The organism is Frigoribacterium sp. NPDC087798 (assembly GCF_044742985.1).
Classification (GTDB): domain Bacteria; phylum Actinomycetota; class Actinomycetes; order Actinomycetales; family Microbacteriaceae; genus Frigoribacterium.
On the sequence record NZ_JBIUVP010000001.1, the window covers coordinates 498,718 to 517,112 of the forward strand.

Below are 18,395 nucleotides of genomic sequence, written 5' to 3' on the forward strand. Positions count from 1 at the left end.
TAGGGCGAGCTTCGTCGGGGCCGCCCACCGCCGTGAGGCGAGCCGTGGTGGGGCGGACCGGGGGCTAGGCGACGGAGAGGATGTCGATGACGAAGACGAGCGTGTCGGTGCCCCCGATGCCGGCCGACGGTTGACCGGCCTCGCCGTAGCCCTCGGCGGGCGGGATGATCACCACGACCTGCGAGCCGACCGTCTGACCGATCATGGCCTTGGCGAACCCGGGCACGACCTGGTCGGTCGAGAACGGTGTCGGCGTTCCCTTGCCCCAACTCTGGTCGAAGACCTCGCCGGTGGTCCAGTTCACGCCCTGGTACTGGACGGTGACGTTCGCGGGGTCGGGGACGACGGGGCCGTCGCCCTTCTTCAGGACCTCGATCTGCAGGTCGGACGGCGGTTCGGTGCCGGGCGGGATCGTCACGGTGGGCCGACCGTCGTCGGCGAGCTCGACCGTCGGGAAACCGTCCTTCGGGGGCTGGGCCTCACCCGTCGCCTTGGTCGGCACGATCGAGACGACGTCCGCGACGATCACCACGGGCGTGGGTGTGGCCGCCTGCTCCCCCGCGGTCGCGGTCGTCATGTCGGCCGCCGAGGCGACGGTCACCGTGCGGCTGCCCGAGGGCACGCAGGCGATCGCGTCGACGATGCCCGGCACGTAGTAGTCGGTGCTCACCGTGAGCTGCGTGGGCTGCTGGCCCTCGTCGAAACCGGCCGAGGTGACCTCGGCCCCGGTGGTCGCGTCGTAGACCGCGATGCGGACGTTGGCCACCGCGCCCTGCCCGGCGACCTCGCCGCTGCCCTCGACCAGGGTGGTGCGTTGGGTCGACGGGACCTTGAGCGGGGTGTCGAAGACGACCTCGGGCTTGCTCTCGACCTCGCCCGTGACGTCGACGCCGTCGGAGAGCTCCCCGGACGCCGGAGCCTTGCAGTCACCCGCCGCGCCGCTCGCCGTCGGCGACGGTGAGGTGGAACCCCCCGTGCATCCGCTCAGCACGAGGACGACGAGCGGAACGGCCGCCACGGCGGCGAACCGTCCTCGGCGGACACGGGCGGACGAACGAGGAGGCGCGGTGCGGATCATCGGGGAGTCGTGTCGGGGGTCGGCGGCGACGGTCGACTAGGAGACGGCGAGGATGTCGATGACGAAGACGAGCGTGTCGGTGCCCGAGATGCCGGCCTGCGGGGCGCCGGCCTCGCCGTAACCGTCGGCCGGCGGGATGACGACGACGGTCTGCGATCCGACGGTCTGCCCGACCATGCCGTCCGCGAAGCCGGTGATGACCTGGTCGGTCGAGAAGGTGGCCGGTGCACCGCGCGACCAGCTCTCGTCGAAGATCTCGCCCGTGTTCCAGATGACGCCCTGGTACTGGACGGTGACGGTGTCACCGGCCTGGACCGTGGCTCCGTCGCCCTTGATCAGGGTCTCGACACCGAGTTCGGTCGGAGCGTCCGCGTCGGGGACGGTCACCGTCGGGCGGCCGTCGGCGTCGAGCTCGACCGTCGGGAACCCGTCCTGCGGGGCCTGGGGCTCGCCCGAGGCGCGCAGCGGGACGTCGGAGGTCGCCTGCGACGAGCTGCTCGGCGTCGCCGCATCGGAGGACCCGCCGGCGTCACCGGCACAGGCCGCGAGCGACAGGAGGAGGGCGGGGACGGCCAGGAGGGCGAGGGAACGGCGCATGGGGATCTCTCGGTCGGGGTGACGGGGGTCGTGCCGTGGGGCTCGGCGCGGCGGAGGTGCCGTGCCATTCTGCCTCACGCCGGGTCGGCTTCTCTGGACACCGCCACGACGGTGGGCTCGTGACCGACCGGGAAGGCGACCGACGCGGCGATGAAGCACTTGCGGCTCGCCTCGGCGTGCAGCTCGAGGGCGCGCTCGACCATGTCGTCGTCGGCGACGGTCACCCGGGGCCGCAGGGTCACCGAGGTGAAGCGACCACCCCCGTCGTGCGTCTGGGTCATCCGTCCCACGGCGGCGTCCTCGTACGCGACCACGACCACCCCGGCGGCCGCGGCGACGTGCAGGTAGCTGAGCAGGTGGCACTGCGCCAGTGCGGCGAGCAGCAGCTCCTCGGGGTTCCAGCGGTCCGCGTCACCGTGGAAGGTGCGGTCGGCCGACGCCAGGACGTCGTGCTGCTTGCCGGTGGCGACGATCGTGGCGTCGCGGCCGTACGAACGGTACGAGGTCGTGCCCTCGCCCCGGTCGCCCGTCCAACGGACGTCGACGGCGTAGTCGTGGTCGAGCATGCTGCCTCCCTCTCGGGCCCCTCGTCGGTGCGACGTGGTCGCTTGGCGGGCCTCGGTACACTCCCCATCATGACCGACCCCCGCCCCGCCGCGCCCTCCCGTCACCCCCTGACCGCCTCGGCCAGCGTCGAGCTGGCCGTGCTCGAGCGCTCGGGTTGGGACGAGAGCCGTCACCTCGGAGCCGGTGTCGTCGTGGACGCCGACGGACGCGAACTGCGTCGGATCGGGGACGCCGACGCGACCATCTACCCGCGCTCGTGCCTCAAGCCGTTGCAAGCGCTCACGGTGCTGCGGTCGGGGGTCTCCCTCGACGGCCCCCAGGCCGTGCTGGCCACGGCGAGCCACGCGGGCACGCCCGCCCACCTCGAGGTGGTCGAGGCGTTGCTCGGCCGGTCGGGCAGCACCGAGGACGACCTCCTCTGCCCGCCGGACTGGCCCGGTGACCGGGCCAGCGCCCGCGAGGCCACCGCGCCGCGCCGGCTCGCGATGAACTGCTCGGGCAAGCACGCCGCGTTCCTCCTCGCCTGTGCCGAGAACGACTGGGACCCGTCCCGCTACGTCGCCACCGACCACCCCCTGCAGGCCGCGGTGCGCGAGACGGTCGCCGAGTTCACCGGCGAGGCCGCTGACCACTCCGGCGTCGACGGCTGCGGTGCCCCGGTGATCGCGACCACCGTGGTCGGCCTGGCCCGGGCGATCGCGCGCATCACCGGGTCGGTCGGCACGACCGGGTCGGGACGCGACGGCCACGCCGCGCATCTCGTCGAGGCCGTCCTGGGCGACGCCTGGGCGATCGACGGTCCCGGTCGAGCCAACACGGTGACGATCGACGAGCTGGGCGTGTTGGCCAAGCTCGGCGCCGAGGGCGTCATGGTGATGGGCACGACCGACGGCGTCGCGGTGGCCGTGAAGGTGCTCGACGGGAACGTGAGGGCCGGCACCCTGGTCGCGCTGCGCCTCCTGGTCGACGAAGGGGCCGTCGACGCCGCCGCCGCCGCTCGCGTCGTCGAGCGCACGCTCGAGAAGGTCACCGGCGGTGACGGCCTGGTGGGCCGCATCCGCCTGGGCAGCGGGGTCGACCGCTAGGCGCACCGCGCGACGTCGTCGAGCACCGACACGAAGGCGACCCGCAGGCTCTGTCGGCACGGCCGGCCGTCCTTGAGGGTGACCGTCGCTCCTCCGTCCTGACCGATCACGACGACGGTGTCGACCGGGGGTGGCTCGGCCTCGGGCCGGGCCCCGCCCGAGGTCGGCGCCCGGACCACCACGCAGTCGATCGCCGCGGCCGCGTCGACCGACGATGCCCCTGCGGCCCGCAGCTGACGGCGGAGGCCCGACGCCACGGCCTCGGCCACCACGGGTGGACCGACGACCCTCACGGCCGACGAGAGGGGCACGCACAGCGGGGCCTCGTCGAGGGTGGCCGCCTCGGCCCGGAGGCGTGCCAGACGATGGGCGACCGGGTCGCCCGGCTCGAGGTCGTCCTCGGGACGCCCCTCGAGGACGAGCCCGCTGGAGGCGCGACCCACCCCGAGCACCAGCACCCGGGTCGGACGACGTGCGACGTCGCACTCGTCGAGCCGATCGGCCGTCGGGTACCAGTCGGCCAGCTCACGCGACCGCACCGCCCGGAGGCGCGCGACGACCTCGTCGACGTCGTCGAGGGCGGCCAGGAACCTCGACCGTTCGCGCCGTGCCGTGAGCGTCGCCCCGACGACACGGTCGACGGCCCAGCCGACGAGGACCGCGAGAGCCGTCGCGAGCGAGAGCCCGAGGACGGCAGGCGGCGCGGTCCACGGGACGAGAGCACCGCACGCGGACACGACGGCACCCGTCGACATCGCCGCCACGGGCGTCGCCGTCGGGCGGGGTCTCGTAGGCCCGGACGGCAGCCGGACGCGGGACGGCAGGACCGGTGACGCCGCGGTGGTCGAGGAGTTCATGACTCCAGTGGAGCGGAGCACCGTCCGCGGCGGGTACCGGGTGGTCGGGCCGGGGGAAGGACCGACCACCCTTCCGCGTGGGGAGGAGCCGTGGGTCAGACCACGACGAAGAACTGCTCGCCGATCTCGACCCGGGTTCCACGCGTCACGCGGACGCGGACTCCGGGATCGGCACGGCGGGGCGGGAGGTCACGAGGACGGACGACCGTCCCGTTGCCGGACCACCGGTCGCTGACCCAGAGGGCTCCGGCCTCCTGACCGAACTCCAGATGCGTCTTCGACACGGACTTGCCGGGATCGACGATGCGGACGAGCTGGTCGAAGCGCTCCCCCGGCTGGGGCGTCGGTGCACGGCCGACGAGGCCGGTCCCGTCGACCGTGATGCTCTCACCGGTGCTGAACTGCAGCACGTACTCGGTTCCGAGTGCACCACGACGGACGATCCGGGTCTCGTCGACGTCGGCGTCGTCGGGCAGGTCCACGGGCACCCGACGCGGGCGCCAGGACGGAGCCGACGACGACGTGGGAGCAGGGGGGAGGTCGGCGACGCTCGGCGTCGGAGTCGCCGCCGGTCGTTCGGCGCGGAATCCCGGGACGTGGTCGATCGGTTCGGGTGCCGGGCGTGGCGTATCGTCCTGCCGGTCGTCGGCCTCGTCTCGGACGGGTACGTCGTCGCCGGAGCCCGGGCCGTCCGGAGAGGTCCCGGCGTCGTCGGAGCCCGATCCGGCGCCCTCACGGTCCTGTGTGGCGGAACGACGGCGGAGGACGGACTCGTCGTCGGGTCTCCATTCGGGCGGGAGCGGGACGACAGGCCCCGTGAACGACAAGGCGACCGACTGCACGACCGCACCGCATTCACCGCAGAAGATGTCGTCCTCGTCGATGGGTGCGCCACAGTGCGTGCACCGTTCGGGAACGACGGCGGAGCCCGGTTCGACGAGCGGTACGGGGTCCACGAGCGGTGCGGGCTCGACGAGCGGTACGGGCTCGGGGCGGTCGGAGTCGGGGAGGGCGGGCCGGGACCCGCTCGGGACCGGCGGGCGGAGGTCACGGCCGAGCGCGGCCACCGGGGCGGTGTCGCCGTCCCGCGGCCCGTCGGCCGTCGGCCGCACGAGAGGCGGCGGGCCCGCAGGAGGCGCGACCCGGTCGCCGGGGACGACCTCGGAGGAGGAGTCGGACGAGGGAGCGGACTCGTCCGGCATCACCGTCGCCTCGGGGTCGGTCGCGCCCTCGGTGTGGTCGTTCTCGACCGGCCGGGTTCCGTCAGGGGCGGTGGACGTCTCGACCTCGCCTGACCGGACCTCGCCGTCGTCGTCTCGACGTCCGTGGGGCGCCTCGGCGGAGAGGGGTTCGACGGCGACCACCACGTCGGGAGAGGACTCGTCCGATGCGAGAGGCGTCAACGACGCCGTCCAGAGCGGGGCGGACGAGGGGCGGGGCCCGTTGTCGGGGTGCTCGGAGGGCATTCGGAGCGGTGTGGGCGATCCGACCGTCTCGGGTGGCGGCGTCGCGAGGGCCCCGACGGGGCCGTCGGGGACGGCGGAGATGCCAGGGACGGCGGGACTGCCGGGGTCAGGGGTCCTCGGGGACTCGGCCCGCGCCTCCTCGGAGGCCGTCGGGCGGTCGTCCTCGCCCGTGGACACGACGGTTCGATCGTCCACCGGCCACACCGGGGGCTCGGGAGCCGACGCGGACGCTTCGGACCGGGCGTGATCGACACGGGGCGGCTCGACCTCGACCCCGGGCACGCCGGTGTCGGCCTGACGGTCGCGCACCCACCACGGGGGTTGCGCATCGCTGCGGCGGGGGTGCGAGGTCGCACGCGGAGGAGCCTCGGGCAGGTCGGGCGCACTGGTGGCGTCGACGTGCTCGGCGGCGGCGTCGGCCCGACGTCGGGCAGCCGCGAGGTCTGCGCTCGAGACCGCCCGACCGCACTCGCCGCAGAACATCGCGCCGACGGGCAGGGGGCTGGCACAGGTGGGGCAGTACATCAGTCGTTCCTCTGTCGCTCGGGAGGGGTGCGCCCATGGTAACCACGCAAAGATCGGAGCGAGACCGCCGCGGCGAACCGCTGCCGCCTCGTGAGCCCGACGCCGAGGGCGTGTCTCATCTCGGCGACGGCCGTCCAGACGCGGTCGGCGTCGGACTCCGCGGGCGGGTTCGGCGAGAACACCGCACGGTCCGCCACCCGGGCGAGCACTGCGGGACGCGAGCCACCGACGACGGCGGCGACCTCGCTCCGGGTCGCCGCGGGCGGGGTGCGGATGCCGTGGTCGACCACGGCATCCTGGAACTCGTGCCAGCCGCCGCTGATGCGGTCGGAGGGACTCGTCGCCGTTCGGCGGCGACGACGCCGCTGCGCCTTGAGGACCACGACCGTCACGAACGGGGCCGCGAGCACTCCGGCGACGAGGGCGCTCCAGCCGACGACCCGCACGACCGCCAGGACGATGGCCAACCAGGCCGGAGGGGTCTCGGGATCGTCCTGCTCGGACTGCGGCGGCGTCTGGTCGTCCCGCATCTGAGGGTCCTGGGGTGGGGGCTGGACGACGGACTCGGGCCGGGAGATCTGCGTCGGGTCCTGCACCTGGTCCTCGGGGATGGGACGTTCGGCCGGGTTCGGGTCGAGCGCCACCCAGCCGTACTGGGCGGTGTCGACCTCGATCCAGGCGGTCACGCTGGACCCCGTGACGTCGACGGGGCCACCGTCCGTCTCGGGGGCGAATCCCATGACGACCCTCGCGGGGAACCCCAGCCGGTCGGCCATCAGCGCGGCGGCCGTCGCGTACTGCTCGGCGTCGCCGATCATGACGGGGTCGGTGAAGAGCTGGGCGATGCGGTCCGCACCGTGCCCGGATCGGCTGACGGGTTCGTCGGCGGTGACGCCGTGGCTCACGTAACCGTCCTCGCGCAGGGCGCTCAGCGCCGCCCGGAGTCGCGCCCCGGGGCCCTGGACTCCGGCGACGTCCTCCTCGAGCGAGGAGGTGAGCTCGTCCGGCACGTCCCGCGGCGTCGGCACGGTGGCGGTCCCCGGTGTGAGCGCGTCGAGCTCGTCGTCGCCGGGCTGGCGGGGCTCGACCGCGTCCAGTCGGTACGAATCGCCCTGTCGCAGTCCGCCGAGGACGGCCGCCGTGCCCGTGAGGTCGTTGTAGAAGAACGCGTCCCGCCGGGCATCCGCCGTGGGTCCGCCGAACGAGACGGACTCGAGTCGGCCGACGGTGGGGAGCCAGAGGTCGTCGTAGGCACCGATCGTGACGTTCACCGCGGTCGCCTGCCCATCGACCCGGGATTGGTCGACGTCGGACGGCACGCGGGTGAAGAACCCGGAGGCGCTGTCGACCTCGCCGCTGCCGACGCTGTAGACGACACCGTCGTAGGTGTCGAGCGTCGCCACCCGCAGTCGCTGACCGTCGCGGAGGCCCGCGACCGTGAGGAGCGCCTGGTCGACGGTGGGCTCCTGTTCGTACGCCCGGAAGCCGCTGAGCGGGCTGACGTGGTCCCGCGGATCGAACGGTTGCTCGACCACCGTGCGGGCCACGGTCCGCGAGGTGACCGGCGGGATCGCGGCGACGGCGACCGTGCCGGCCGTCCCTGCGACGGCCAGCGTGGCGAACGCGCCGACGACGGCACGGACGGCCACCGGGCGGTGCCCGGCAGACGTCGTGACAGCACGGGTGGTGAGGGCCCCGAGCGCGATGCGACGTCGACGGAGGCGCCACCAGACGACCCAGGCGACCACCGTCACCAACACGGCGAGACCGGTGACGCGGGGCCACCAGGCCTCGCCCGGACCGAGCACGATCGCCGCGATCCAGACGACGACGGGAACGACGACGGCGAGTTCTCCGCGTCGGCTGCGGAGCGCGACGGACAGGCCGACGACCGTGCCGACGAGGACCAGCGCGAAGACCGGCACCAGCAGGGCCTCGTAGCTGCCCACCGGCAAGGCGATGGTGACGAGCTGCTTCCAGCCGAGAGCGGTCGCCGAGACCAACGTCAGGAGGCCCCGACCCGTGGGCAGCACGCCGCCGAAGGCTTGCGACGGCACGGCGAGCGGCACCCCGAGCAACAGGTACGCCACGATCGTCGCCGCGAACACCCACACGCTCGACAGCCGGAGGGCGGCCGTGCCCAGCGCGATGACCACGCCGACGGCGAAGGCGACGACGACGAGCACGACGAAGGCGGCGCTCTCGTACACCGGCCAGAAGGTCACGGTCGCGGCGCCGAGCGAGGCCGCGAACAACGCGACGACCCAGGCGACGAACGGGGCTCGCAGTCGTGACGGCCGCGCGCGGGACCGTGCGCGCGGAGGAGGCGCCGCGGGCCCCGCGGGCGTCCGGACCCCGTCGACGACGCTCATGCGCTCGCCGTTCGGGCGAGCGACTTCTGCAGGTCCTCGAGGAACCCGATGGTCAGCACGGTGAGATCGGCGATGCGCCTCATGCCGGGGACCGTCTCGGGGTCGCACACGATCGCCACCGCCTCCACCCCCAGGGGGAACTGCAGGGCTGCGGCGCGCATCTCGGTGACCGTCGTCGTGGACCCGACGACGAGGAACGCCACCGAGATCCCCACGACCTGATCACCCGCCACCCGCGCGACGTCGGTGATGGCCAGCGCCGACTCCGCCGACGTGACGACCGCGAGTTCGTCGAGCAGGCGGTTCCGGGTCAGCGTGCTCAGGGAGCGGATCTCGAGGTTCTTCCGCTTGGCGAACTCGGGGGTGGTCTCGCCGACGACGACGCTGACCTCACGCGCGTCACGGATGGCGCGGGCACCGAGAGAACCCGCGACGCTGACGGCCAGTTCGAACTCGTCGTCGTTGGCGAAGTCACCGGCCGCGAGGCTCAGGGCGATGACCAGGTGGCTGCGCCGGCTCTCCTCGAACTGCCGCACCATGTAGGTGCCCGTCTTGGCGGTCGACTTCCAGTGGATGTTCCGTCGTTCGTCGCCCGGCTGGTACTCGCGCAGGGCGTGGAACGAGATGTCGCTGGGCGAGAGGTCACGCGTCGGGTTGCCCTCGAGGTCACGGATGAGACCCGTGCTCGTGCTCGGGATGCCGATGGTGCGAGGGTGCACGAACACCTCGGTGACGCCGGTCCACTCGATCTCGCGTCGGGCGAGGCCGACCGGGTCGCCTCGCACGGTGCTGACCGGACCCACGGCCACGACGCCGCGTCGCGTGGTGGGCAGGTCGAACGACTCGGCGACCTCGTCTCCCGATCGGAGGCTCGGCAGGCCGATCTCGGCGAGACCCGGACCGACGGGGACCTCGACGGACACTCCGAGGATGCGGCGGGCGCTCGCGTTGCGCACCCGCACGGTGCCGGCCGCCGGGGCGCCGACGGCCACGCGCTCGTGCGGGATCTCGAGTGTGATGCGGACGGTGTTCCGTCCGACGAGAGCGAGCCCTGCGACGAGCAGCAGGACGATCGCGGCGAAGCCGACCACCACGAGCTCGGTCCAGCCGAGCAGGTAGCCGACGAGCAGCCCGACCGGTGCGGCGACGAGCATCGACCACCCGAAGGGCGTGACCACCGAGGAGGCGCTGGTGAACGCCCGGCGGACGGAACGGCGAGCCCCACGCGTCGTCCTGACCAGCAGGACGAGCAGGTCCGCTCCGATGCCGGTACGGTCGCCGACGATCCGGGTCCGGGCGTTCGTCAGTCCTTGCGTTCCCGTCGAGAACGCGGAATCGAATCGCTGGTCGGCGCCGCGGGTGCCGACCCGCGGTCGTGTCCGGCCGGCGCGGGACCCGTCCACGGTCGACCCCGGCGCGGGCCGGGCGGCCCGGTCGGTGCCTCGGGGACGCTCGCTCACACGGCTACCCGCTCGGCGGGTGGCGCCGTCTCGATGAGCAGCTGGCTCACGACGCTGGACGGCGTGACCCCGTCGAACTCCGCTTCGGGGTCGAGCACGAGACGGTGGGCGAGCACGGGCTCGGCGAGCGACTTGACGTCGTCCGGGATCACGTAGTGACGACCGAGGGACGCCGCGTAGGTCTTGGCCGAACGGACGAGGGCCAGCGCACCGCGGACGCTCACACCGAGACGGACCTCCTGGGCCGTTCGCGTCCCGTCGACGAGCCGGGCGACGTAGTCGCTGATGGTGGGCTCGACGTGCACGGTGCGGGCGAGTTGCGCCATCTCGGTGATGACCCCGGCCTGGACGATCGGGTTGAGGCTGCCCTCGTGGACCCTCGTGGCGGAGCCCTCGAGGATGCGGACGGTCGCCGCGTGGTCGGGGTAGCCGATCGAGGTCTTCATGATGAACCGGTCGAGCTGGGCCTCGGGAAGACGGTAGGTGCCGGCCTGCTCGACCGGGTTCTGGGTGGCGATCACCATGAACGGCGAACCCACGGCGTGACTGACGCCGTCCACGGTCACGCGGCTCTCTTCCATCACCTCGAGGAGGGCGGACTGCGTCTTGGGGCTGGCGCGGTTGATCTCGTCGGCGAGGACGATGTTGGAGAAGATCGGCCCGCGGTGGAACTCGAACCCACCGGCCTTCTGGTCGTAGATGCTGACGCCGGTGATGTCGCCGGGCAGGAGGTCGGGGGTGAACTGCACACGGTTGCTCGAGCCCTGGACGCTCTGGGCGATCGCGCGGGCGAGCGAGGTCTTGCCCGTGCCCGGGAAGTCCTCGAGCAGCAGATGCCCCTCGCTCAGCAGAGCCGTGAACGACAGCCGCACGACGAAGGTCTTGCCCAGCAGCACCTGGTCGACGTTGGCCACCAGTCGCCCGAAGATGTCGGAGAACCAGGTCGCCTGCTCGGGGGTCATGCTCATGTGTCTTCGTTCCTCGATGTGTCGTTCATGGGCTTCAGCCGCAGGTGACCCGTGCGTAGCCGCTGTCGGTCTTGCCGTCGACCGTCCCGCGGATGCGGACCTCCGTCGCCGAGGGATCGACCCGGGACGTCGTCGTGTACGCGCCGTTCCTGTCTCCCGACTGCCAGTTGTCCAGGATGAGGGGCGACACGTTGAACTCGACCGTCGCCGAGAAGTCGAGGTTACCGTTCGACGGCGGGTTGACCACGAGGGGTTCGCCGGGGACGCACGAGACGATGACGGGCCGCACCGTCACGGGCGTCGCAACCTGACGATCGGACGCGGCGCCACAGAACGTCTCGGAAGCGTCTCGACAGCCTCGGACGTAGACCTGGAGTTCGGTGCCGTATCCCCCGGTGGAGACGAAGCCGTCGGCGGCCAGGGGCTGCCAACCCGTCTGCCCGTTCTGCGACCACTCGAATCGGACTGCCGTACCCGACACCACGTCGGTCGCGGAGACCCTGACGTCGAAGCGTCCCCCACCGTTCTCGATCGACGCCACGGTCGCGCGAGCAGCACCAGGGGCCTTGAGTGCCGTGGTGCGACCCGAGCCCGCGGAACAGAAGGTGCCGTTGTCCGCCTTCACGACGTAGAGGTAGGTGACGCCGTCCTCTGCGGACGAGTCCGTCGCTCCCCCGCCGGCGAGGGGAACGGGGTCACCCGGGGTGTCGCAGGACACCGGCCCGTCCGAGCCGGCGACGCGGACCACCCGGTACGTGGGAGCCGATCCGCCGTTCGCGGTCGACGGCGTCCAGGTGATCTGCACGCCGCCGCTCACGGGAGTGGCCGTGACCTGGGGTACCCCGGGGCTACCGACGGGTACCACCCGCGTCAGGGACGCCCGGGCCCACGCCGCCTCGCTGTCGACGTCGGCGTCGTTCTTCGCGAAGACGTTCACCGTGTAGTTCTGGTTCGGGACGAGGCTGGGGATGACGGTCTGCTGCACCCCACGGCGAACGGTCTGGGATCCCGTCGTGGGCCCGGACCATTCGACGACGTACGACTGGATCGCGGAGCCCGGCCGGGGATCCGGCGAGTCCGTCCACCTGATCCGGGTGTCGCCCTGGCCCGACGGCACCGCAGTCGCGCTCAGGCCCGTGGGTGCGGCGGGAACGTAGTCGGCACTGTAGGCGGGACTCGGCGCCGATGCAGCGGAGTCCCCGACGCCGTTGGTGGCGACGACCGTGAAGGAGAACCGCTGGCCCGCGGGCAGGTCGGTCAGGGTGCAGACCGTCGCCAGCCCGCAGGCCTTGGAGTACGAGCCCCCGGCCGAACCCGCCCCGGTCAGACGGTAGCCGGTCAGCGGCGAGTTGTTGGCCGCGGGAGCCGTGTAGCTCAGGGTGAGCTGTCCCCCCGTGAAGGTGCCCGTTCGGACCGGAGCATTGGGGGCGTTCGGGACGTCCTGCACGCTGATGGTGACGGTGCCCCAGACGTATCGGTCGGGGTCGTCCGTGACGTCGGCGACCTGGTACTGGAGGTTCGTGTCGCCGGGGGCCGCGGAAGCCGCGACCGAGACGGCGAGACTCCGGTTGTCACCGCTCGGCGTGATGGAGACGCCTTCCGGCACGCTCGACCCGTTCAGCCCACGGATCGCCACCACCCGCAGCGCCTGCCCGGGGAAGGGATTGGTCGCCTGGTCGTTCTGCAACACGTCGACCGAGGTCGAGGCCCCGCGCTTGACGACGGCACGATCGGCGGCCGGTTGAGCGAGCGGGCGGGTCGATCCCACGACCGACACGGTGACGGCACCGCTCCGGCCCGGGTTGAGGGCATCGCTGACGGCGACGGGGAGCGACCTGCTCGTCCCCTTCGCGGTGCCGGCCTCGGCCGAGACGGTGAGCTTCGACCCGGACAGGTCGAAGCCGAAGCCCGCGACGCCGCCCTGTTCGACCGAGTACCGGAGCTCGTCGATGTCGTCCGGATAGGGGTACGTGGTGAGCCGAGCGAGGTCGAGCGTGCGGGACTGGCCCGGTTCGAGGTCGATCGAGGTGCCGTTGAAGACGGGTGGCTGGTTCTCTCGCGACGTCACCGTGATGGGCAGCACGAGCGACGCCGTCCGACCGTCCGGGTCGTCGGCCGAGCGACCGTCGGTCACCTGGAACGAGATCGAGGCCGTACCCGAGAACAGGTCGGCGGACGTGAACCGGAGGGTCGTGTCGTCGACCACGAGGGCGTCGCCGTTCGAGTTCGTCGCCCGGACCGTCGCGGGGTCGGTCAGTCGGACTCCGTTGGTGCCGGCGGAGATCACGTAGCGGTCGAGGTCGATCGTGACGGCCTTCTCGCTCTCGACCGTGATCGGACGGACCGTCCGGTCGACCTGCGGAAGGGCGTCGTCGAAACCGGGCACGACGATGAACGCGTAGGAGCGGACGCCCGGGTCGTCCTTCCTCGAGACCGAGAACGGGATGATCTGGCTCGAATCGGTGATGCGGACGGTCACGCGCGAGTTCGGCGTCACCTCGGCCGTCGAGCCGAATCCCGGGGCAAGTCCGAGGTCGAGCTGCGAGGTGCTGCCGTCCGAGAAGAACACGTTGGTCAGGGGGTTGACCGTCACGGTCTGCCGACCGGCGATGTCGCTGAGTCCGAGGACCGTGTCGTCGGCGAGTGGGTAGTTGAGTGGTGCGTCGGGATCGACGGTCACGGTGACGAAGGTCGAGTTCTGCCCGCCGCGCTCGTTCGACACCGTGTAGACGAGGCCGTACGTCCCGGGGGTCTCGGGGGGCGTCACCGACACCATCGTCCCCGACACGACCTTGGCGACGACACCCTCGCCGTTCGGCTCGACGGCGTCGACCGACAAGGCGCCCCCGTCGGGGTCGGAGTCGTTGTCGAGCACCCGGACCGTGATGGAACCCCCGGGTCGCATCGTCACGGCGTCCGCGACGGCGATCGGGTTGCGCGATCCGTCGGCGCGGGTCGAGATCCCCACGCGGACCGTGCCGGTGGCCCGGGCACCCAAGCCGTCCACGACCGCGTAGGTGAAGCTGTCGGTGCCCGCCGAGCTGGCGTTCGCCTGGTACTCGACGTAGTCGGTGCCGACGGTCGACACGCTGCCCTTCTCGGGGTTCGTGCCCACCCCGAGCAGCTGGACCGAGTCGCCGTCGGGATCGATGCCGTCGAGCGGAACGCCGATGCGCACGGTCTCGCCTGCGACGACGCGCGCCGTCACCGACTGGGGCGCGGGGGCGGCGTTGCTGCCCGCGTCGACCTCGCGGACCGCGATGGCGACCTGGGCCGAGGCCCGCTGCCCGTCGGGGCCCTCGACGGTGTAGGTCGCCGTGACGTTGCCCGGGGTGGTGGGGGCCAGGTACCGGAGGCGGTTACCCGACGCGAAGAGCAACCCGCTGCCGGCCGGGACGTCCCTCTCGAGTCGCGGCACCAGCGTCAACTCGTCGCCGTCGGGCTGCTCGTCGTTGGCGAGGACGTCGATGTCGATGGAGTCCCCCACCCGGACGGTCACCTGGTCGTCGGTCGCGATCGGCGGCTGGGTGATCGCCCGGCGCGGGATCTCGACCACCGTCACGGTGCCGGTCGCGGAGGCGAGGCCGTTGCTGACGGTGTAGCCGAAGGTGACCGGCCCGTCGTCGAGCGGGGCCGCGAGCGTGATGCGGGCGTAGCGCTGATCGAGGGTCTCGACCCTGACCCCGGACGCGGCGGGCACGGCATCGGTCGCCGTGAGCATGAGGACGTTGTTGGCCGGGTCACGATCGGTCGCGACGACGTCGAGCGTCTGCGTGCCCAACGTCTCGACGAAGATCGTCTTGGGCGTCGTGACGGGCGGTGTGCCCGCGTCCGGAGGGGATTGGACGTCCACCCTGACCGTGCCGGTCGCCGTCTGGTCGCCGTCCGTCACGGTGTACTCGAGCAGGTGGGTCCCGGGCACGTCGCTGAGGAACCGGAACGTGCCCTGTTCGTAGTTCGGCGTGACGGTGACGTCGGCCTTCGCCGGGACGCTGTTCAGCTTGACGGTGCCCGTGCCGCCTCGAGCGTAGGTCAGCGGCCGCACGGTCAGCTGCTGGCCCGCATAGGCCTGCTGCGAGAAGGGCAGGGCTTCGAGGGGCACCTGCCCTGCCCCCATCACGCTGATCGCGAGCGATCCTCGCCCCTCGTCACGGCCGTCCGAGACCGTCAGGGGGACGTCGACGGTCGTGTCGCCCGCACCGGCGTCCTGGTAGACGACGTCCCCCGAGGGCTTGTACGAGAGCCCCGCCGCCCCTCCTGCCGAGGTCAGGTAGAAGGCATCACCGTCGGGGTCGATCCAGTCGCCGAGCACCGAGGTGGTGACCCGGCCCGACGACGACACCGACGCCGACGTCCTGCGCGCCTGCTGCGGCGGCGAGTTCTCCGACGGTTGGCGCACGGTGAGGGCGACCGTCGCGCTGGCCTGACCGCCACGTCCGTCGGAGATGGTGTAGTCGAACGAGAACGTGCCGGAAGCCGAGTCGGTGAGGGTGAGGAGCACCTGTTGTCGGTCGTTGACGAGGTCGATCCGGCCGACGGCATCGTCGAGTGCGGACACGTCGTCGATCACGAGCGGGTCGCCGTTCGGGTCGTAGTCGTTGAGCAGCACGGGCAGGGTGCTCGCTCGACCGGGTCGTGCGCCGAACGCGTCGTCCACGGCGACCGGTGGTTTCTGGTCGAGATCCAGCTCGGGCGGTTGCTGGTCGTCGTTCTCCTGTTGCTCTTCTTGGTCGCGGTCCTCTTGGAAGAGGTCCGACCAGTTGTCGATGAGCTCGCCGGAACGCTGGACCGCCCAGGACCGACCCGACGCCGGATCGTTGAGCACGACCCGGCGCGCGTTGACGTCGAAGACGAGGCTCGCCCCTCCGGTGACCTGGTCGAGGTCGAGGACTCCCCCGCGGGCCGACGCACAGTCGCTCCACGCCGACCCGCCCGCCCAGGCGCCGAAGCGGCAGTCGCCGACGACGACGGGTCGCGCGGGCTTGCCCTCGCGTCCGCCGACGACCTCGGCGACCCGTGAGGAGTCGATCGACACGGACAAGAGGCCGGTGGACGTCGCGACCAGGACCTCGTCGCCCGTGTCGGACCCCGTCTGCAGAGCGAGCCCGCCCGAGGCCCGGTCGGACAGGTCGACCTGCCGTCCGTCGACGACCAGTTCCCCCGTGACGGCATCGAGCACGGCCCAATGACCGCCGACCGAGGCCACCTGGTACCCGGAGGACGACGAGGCGGGCACGTCGTGCATCTCGGCGACGTCGGGTGACACCGTTCCGTCGAAGATCGACACCCTGCCGGTGTCGGACGAGTAGGCGACCACACGGCCGTCGGGCGTGACGTCGGTGACCAGTCCCTTGCCGAGGCTGAGATCGGGGTCGACCTCGTTGCTGAAGGACGCCAGGTCCGAGAGCGGTTGGCTCCAGACCTCTCCCGTGCCCTGTGACACGACGAGCACACGGTCCCCGGCGATCGACACGTCGGGCGATTCGGGCGGGAGCGGGACGCTCTCGGCCACCTCGGCCGTGGCGGTGTCGACGACACCGACCGTGGCGTTGCTGCGATCCACGAGCAGGACGTCCTGCTCGCGTTGGACGACCGAGAGGTCGGCACCGGTGCCGCGCACGGCGGAGTTGAGCTGCAGGACGTCGGTGTTCGCCCGACCGATCGCGGCGCGTTCTCCGTTGGCGACCCAGACCGTTCCGTCGGAGAGGTCGACGCGCTGGGCCTCGTAGCCACCGCTGGCCACGGCGACGGTCGTCACGAGCGTGGCCACCACGACCACTCCGACCCCGGTGACGACGGCGGATCGACGACGGGAGGCCCAGTCGAGCAGCCGCCCCATCAGCCCTGACCCGCCGTCGCGCAGTTCTCGTTGCTCTCCGGGCCGGTCGAACCACCGCGACTCACGGAGACGGTGATGCAGACCTCGTCACCCGGGTCGGCAGGGGTGGCGACGAACCGGTCGGCGGATTGCTGGCTCGTCTGCCCCCCGGTCGAGATGACGTAGGTGTCACCTGCCCGGAGCCCCGGGTCGCTCCAGGTGAAGACCACCGAGGAGCCGTCGCTCGACGACGCGACGTCGGCCACCCGGGGGATGTCGGTCGACGTCGAGCGGACGAGCACCAGCGTCGCGGCGGCTGCGAGACCGATCCCCACCACCGACGCCGCCACGAGGGCCCACGTCACGACGAGCAGCGACCGACGCCGCGTCGGACGTGTACCCGTGCTGCGAGGCACGGCGCGGCTCTGCTGGAGCGAACCGCCGTGCTGCGCCTGGACCTGGGCCTCGGTCGCCCGGCGCCGGCGGCGACGCCGCGAGGCCTGCACGGGGGTCACACCTCGGAGGCGCGTCTTGTCCTCGAGGTCGGCCACGGTCGCCAGGGCCCAGTCGTCGACCGCCACCTCGATGGGGGTCTGCGCGACGCCGATCTCGCTCTCGACCTGCTGGAGCTCGCGCACGAACTCGAGGACGCTGGCCTGGCGGTTCTCGGGGCGCCGCGACATGGACCTCGCGAGCAGTCGCTCGAGGGTGGGAGGGACGTCCGTCCGTCCGGTCGGCACGAGCTTGGCCTTGTCGATGCGACCGATCAGGTCGGACGCGCCGTTCTTGTCGCCGCCGAGGACCTCGAAGGGGCTCCGGCCCGCGAGCAGCGAGTACACCGTCGCCCCGAGGGACCACACCTCGGACTCGATGGTGCCGTTGGTCTCGTCGAGCAGCACCTCGGGGGCCGACCACGGGATCGACATGCCGACGACCTCCTGCGGCTCGCTCTCGCTGAGGGACGCGGCGATGCCGAAGTCGGACAGCACGGGGTGTCCGTAGGCCGTCATGAGGATGTTCGACGGTTTCAGGTCGCGGTGCAGGACGCCCTGCCGGTGGGCCGTCTCGACCGCGCTGCCGATCTTGACGCCGATGCGCAGCACCTCGGCGACGGGGATGCGGTCGCGCCGGTACCGCTCGCTCAACGACGACGAGCAGAGTTCCATCACCAGGTACGGACGGCCGTCGGCCGAGACGCTGGCCTGGAACACCGTGAGGATCGACGGGTGGGCACTCAGCTGGGCCATGAGGTTCGCCTCGGCCTGGAACATCTGGCGGACCTGGTCGTTCACGACCTCGCTGAGCATGACCTTCACCGCGACCTGCCGGCGCGGCATGTTCTGTTCGTAGAGGAACACGTCGGCGAAGCCGCCCGACCCGAGCACGCGCACATGCGAGAATCCCGGCAGGACGGGGGGCGCCGAAGGCAGTCGTCGAGCCACGTCGCCTCCTCTGGGGATCGATGCCGGGTCGGCCGGGCGGAACAGGTCGGCGTCGGTCCGACCGCAGCCATTCTACGTGGGGGTCCCCGACGCCCGAGAGGCCCGTGGGCCCCCCTGTGGACGGACCCGGTCCCCCCATTTCGGGGGCGGGGCCGTCCGT

11 protein-coding genes are annotated in these 18,395 nt (G+C 72.1%); 1 reads left to right on the plus strand and 10 read right to left on the minus strand.

Features of this window, described 5'->3' with window-relative positions; genetic code table 11:
• Nucleotides 1-64: 64 nt before the first annotated feature.
• The 3 genes from ACIOSR_RS02355 to ACIOSR_RS02365 all read right to left on the minus strand — a co-directional run bounded on the left by ACIOSR_RS02355 (nucleotide 65) and on the right by ACIOSR_RS02365 (nucleotide 2,241).
• Nucleotides 65-1,078 (minus strand): FKBP-type peptidyl-prolyl cis-trans isomerase, encoded by a 1,014-nt coding sequence (locus ACIOSR_RS02355; protein WP_402751736.1) that lies wholly within the window; start codon nucleotides 1,076-1,078, stop codon nucleotides 65-67.
• Between the two features lie 36 nt (nucleotides 1,079-1,114).
• Nucleotides 1,115-1,675 (minus strand): FKBP-type peptidyl-prolyl cis-trans isomerase, encoded by a 561-nt coding sequence (locus ACIOSR_RS02360; RefSeq protein WP_056045854.1) that lies wholly within the window; start codon nucleotides 1,673-1,675, stop codon nucleotides 1,115-1,117.
• A gap of 74 nt (nucleotides 1,676-1,749) precedes the next feature.
• Nucleotides 1,750-2,241, minus strand: a complete 492-nt coding sequence (locus ACIOSR_RS02365) for an OsmC family protein (protein ID WP_056045857.1) — start codon at nucleotides 2,239-2,241, stop codon at nucleotides 1,750-1,752.
• Nucleotides 2,242-2,310: 69 nt separating this feature from the next.
• On the opposite strand from ACIOSR_RS02365, the gene ACIOSR_RS02370 reads away from it, so the two are divergent.
• Nucleotides 2,311-3,327, plus strand: a complete 1,017-nt coding sequence (locus ACIOSR_RS02370; RefSeq protein ID WP_402751737.1) for an asparaginase — start codon at nucleotides 2,311-2,313, stop codon at nucleotides 3,325-3,327.
• Here the strand turns inward: ACIOSR_RS02370 and ACIOSR_RS02375 are convergent.
• The 7 genes from ACIOSR_RS02375 to ACIOSR_RS02405 form a co-directional block, all read right to left on the minus strand.
• On the minus strand, nucleotides 3,324-4,184 hold the full coding sequence (locus ACIOSR_RS02375; protein WP_173150989.1) for a hypothetical protein: 861 nt from the start codon (nucleotides 4,182-4,184) through the stop codon (nucleotides 3,324-3,326). The genes ACIOSR_RS02370 and ACIOSR_RS02375 overlap by 4 nt on opposite strands.
• A gap of 95 nt (nucleotides 4,185-4,279) precedes the next feature.
• A complete protein-coding gene (locus tag ACIOSR_RS02380; protein WP_402751738.1) occupies nucleotides 4,280-6,175 on the minus strand; it encodes a zinc-ribbon domain-containing protein in 1,896 nt (631 codons plus the stop codon).
• Nucleotides 6,175-8,547, minus strand: a complete 2,373-nt coding sequence (locus ACIOSR_RS02385) for a transglutaminaseTgpA domain-containing protein (RefSeq protein ID WP_402751739.1) — start codon at nucleotides 8,545-8,547, stop codon at nucleotides 6,175-6,177. Before ACIOSR_RS02385 ends, ACIOSR_RS02380 begins: the two co-directional genes overlap by 1 nt.
• Nucleotides 8,544-10,007, minus strand: coding sequence for a DUF58 domain-containing protein (locus tag ACIOSR_RS02390; RefSeq protein WP_342211786.1), 1,464 nt, complete (start codon nucleotides 10,005-10,007; stop codon nucleotides 8,544-8,546). The genes ACIOSR_RS02385 and ACIOSR_RS02390 overlap by 4 nt, the downstream gene beginning before the upstream one ends.
• A complete protein-coding gene (locus ACIOSR_RS02395; protein WP_200412587.1) occupies nucleotides 10,004-10,975 on the minus strand; it encodes a MoxR family ATPase in 972 nt (323 codons plus the stop codon). The genes ACIOSR_RS02390 and ACIOSR_RS02395 overlap by 4 nt, the downstream gene beginning before the upstream one ends.
• A 34-nt stretch (nucleotides 10,976-11,009) precedes the next feature.
• Complete coding sequence (locus tag ACIOSR_RS02400; RefSeq protein WP_402751740.1) at nucleotides 11,010-16,814, minus strand: Ig-like domain-containing protein; 5,805 nt, start codon at nucleotides 16,812-16,814, stop codon at nucleotides 11,010-11,012.
• Nucleotides 16,814-18,178, minus strand: coding sequence for a protein kinase (locus ACIOSR_RS02405; protein ID WP_402751741.1), 1,365 nt, complete (start codon nucleotides 18,176-18,178; stop codon nucleotides 16,814-16,816). Before ACIOSR_RS02405 ends, ACIOSR_RS02400 begins: the two co-directional genes overlap by 1 nt.
• Nucleotides 18,179-18,395: the final 217 nt, after the last annotated feature.